This window comes from uncultured Marinobacter sp., from assembly GCF_963974375.1.
Lineage (GTDB): Bacteria > Pseudomonadota > Gammaproteobacteria > Pseudomonadales > Oleiphilaceae > Marinobacter.
In genome coordinates, this window is sequence record NZ_CAXBDN010000383.1 from 1 (window position 1) to 2,770 (window position 2,770).

At 59.2% G+C, this 2,770-nt stretch carries 2 protein-coding genes and 2 pseudogenes; 3 read left to right on the forward strand and 1 reads right to left on the reverse strand.

From position 1 onward, the window contains the following. Positions 1 to 16 precede the first annotated feature (16 nt). Positions 17 to 271: pseudogene (locus AAC035_RS20405) on the reverse strand (transposase); the annotation flags it as partial. A gap of 105 nt (positions 272 to 376) precedes the next feature. Between AAC035_RS20405 and AAC035_RS20410 the strand changes: the two are divergent. The 3 genes and pseudogenes from AAC035_RS20410 to AAC035_RS20420 all read left to right on the forward strand — a co-directional run. Further along, positions 377 to 691 (forward strand): annotated as a pseudogene (locus tag AAC035_RS20410) (transposase); the annotation flags it as partial. Between the two features lie 16 nt (positions 692 to 707). Further along, positions 708 to 1,442 carry a phosphoglycerate kinase gene (gene pgk, locus AAC035_RS20415; protein ID WP_281372625.1) on the forward strand — a complete coding sequence of 245 codons (735 nt, stop codon included), beginning with the start codon at positions 708 to 710 and terminating at the stop codon, positions 1,440 to 1,442. Beyond that, a partial coding sequence (locus tag AAC035_RS20420; RefSeq protein ID WP_339806947.1) for an HAD-IC family P-type ATPase occupies positions 1,439 to 2,770 on the forward strand: 1,332 nt, incomplete at its 3' end. The genes pgk and AAC035_RS20420, both read left to right, overlap by 4 nt.

Here is a 2,770-nt window from a genome sequence, read left to right on the forward strand (position 1 = left end):
GGGGCACTCACCACTTTTTTCTCAGCGCCTCGCGAGTGACCTCCATTTCCAGTAGTAATTCGGCGAGCAGCTTTTTTAATCGCGTATTTTCAGTTTCGAGTTCTTTAAGTCGCTTGGCCTCAGGGACTCTCATGCCGCCAAACTTGCTGCGCCATAAATAGTAACTGGCTTCTGAGAAGCCGTGTCGACGGGATAGATCCTTAATGGGCAGTCCCGCTTCTGCTTCGCCCAGGAAACCAATGGTCTGCTCTTCGCTGAAACGCTTCTTCATATCCAATCTCCTTACGCATAGGATCAGACTCTAAAGTGTAGCGCTACTCAATCTGGGGGTGACGTCGGCCCTACTACCGTTACTCGGAATGCCGGCACGCGCTGTGTAATTCGCACCACGTCGCGCAACCTGCTGGAACGCCTCCAGGCTTATGAGGATGACGTGTTGCGCTTCCTCGACGCCCCTGTAGCTCCCTTCACCAACAACCTGGGGGAGCGTGATCTGCGAATGACCAAGGTTCAGCATAAAATCTCGTGCTGTTTTCGCGCCCGGGAGGCCGCCGAGATTTTATGCCGGATGCGCAGCGTCCTCTCGACTGCGGTCAAGCAAGGGGTGGCGGCGCATACCGCACTGGAGCAGCTATTTGCTGGTGAAGTGCCGGACTTCATGCGACAGGACACCCTGAATCAGGCTGCGTGAGCTGAATAGTTACGCCCTGGACAACGTTATCAATAACCCACAGCGCCCGTTGGTGGCAGTTTTCGGCGGCGCCAAAATAGCGGACAAGCTCGAAGCTATCAATGCCCTCATCGGCCGCGCCGAGCAGGTTTTGATTGGCGGTGCGATGGCCTATACGTTCCTGCGGGCCTGTGAGATTCTCGAGAAGGCCGGTGACAAACTGCTTCTGCCCACAGACCATGTCATGGGTATGGAGAAAGAGACACGTACAGGCAGAGAAATCATCGGCAACTGGATGAGGATGGACATCGGGCCGGATGGCGACTTCGACGGCAAGGTGGCCGCCATCGAGAAACTGGACCGCGCAATTCCCCGGATGATGGAACTGCAACTGGATGTCATTGTGGTAACGGGAGATCACAGCACTCCCAGCGCCATGGCATGCCACAGCTGGCATCCGGTACCGGTTCTGATCCGCGCGAACACCTGCCGGGTGGACAGCGTCGAGGTCTTCGACGAAACTGCCTGTGCTGGCGGCGGGCTTGGTCACCTGCCGGTAAAACATCTTATTACCCTGGCGCTGGCCCACGCCGGCCACTACAAAAATACGGGGCCTGAAGGCCAGCACCGAACTAGACCGGTCTTTAGAGGAAGTTTCCAGTGGGTTCGAAAAGCGGAAAGAGAAGGGACTCTCCCGAAAAAAACTCGTGGCACGCCGTCGACGTCGAAGACGCTCTGGCGGAATTCGGCGTCCGGAAGAAAAATGGATTGACGGAGGATGAGGCCCAGGAGCGATTGAAGCGCTACGGCCCGAATCAGCTACGGGTGGCCCAAAGCCAGCCCTGGTGGCGGATTCTTCTGGGACAGTTTCAGAGTATCGTTATCTACCTGCTGGGCGGCGCCGCCGTTCTGGCGTTTGCCACCGGCCGCCTGCCGGAAGGATTTGCCGTCCTGGCGGTGCTGCTGGTCAATACCACTATTGGCTTTGTAAGCGAATGGAAGGCGGTACGATCCATGGCCGCCCTGCGCCGATTGGGAGAACACATGACCCGGGTGCGCCGGGAAGGCAGCGAGCGGGAGACTGCCGCATCGGAAATCGTGCCAGGCGATATTGTACTGCTGGAGGCCGGCGACCTGGTCCCCGCCGATCTGCGGTTGCTGGAAGCGGAACACCTGAGAGTCAACGAAGCACCGCTTACCGGTGAGTCAGTTGCGGTGAGCAAACTGACCGATACCCTGGCCTCGGATACTGACCTCGCCGATCGCAACAACATGCTCTACAAGGGCACCAGCATCGCCGACGGTACTGCAGTGGGTGTTGCAGCGGCAACTGGCTCGGAGACGGAACTGGGCCGGGTGTCGGCGCTTGCGGAATCGGCTGAGGGAACCGTTACACCATTGCAGCAGCGGCTGGATCAACTGGGGCGCCGCCTCGCCATATTAACCGTTCTTATTGCCATCGTGGTCGCCGCGATAGGTTTTCTGGTGCGGGAGCAACAGGCCGCGCTGGTGATCGAGACGGCGTTGGCCCTTGGTGTGGCTGCCATTCCTGAAGGCCTTCCTATCGTCGCCACCATTGCCCTCGCCCGCGGCATGTACCTGATGGCGGCCCGCAACGCGCTGGTAAACCAACTCACTGCGGTGGAAACGCTGGGGGCAACCCGGGTGATCTTTTCGGACAAGACCGGCACGCTGACGGAAAACCGGATGTGGCTACACAAAATCGTCACCCCCAATGGCGATCTCGTGCTGGAGGAAACCGGCACTGGCGAGGCGCTGGAAGACAAGGAGGGGATTCGCCGTGTCCTGGAGGTGGGCCTGCTCTGTAATGGTGCCTCCCTCGATCAGCAACAGGGAGAGGACAATCCCCGCGGCGATCCCACTGAAGTCGCGCTGCTGGCGGGAGGAAAAGACCTGGGGCTGGAACGGGAATCGTTGCTGGAAGAGCGACCCGAGGCCCGGGTGGAACAATTCGAGCCCCGGCTCAAGAAGATGGCCACCTTTCACCGCGATGAGGGCCAGTATTACGTGGCGGTGAAAGGCGCTCCCGAGGCGGTGCTGGATGTCTGCACCGACATCATGACAGATGACGGCACCAAG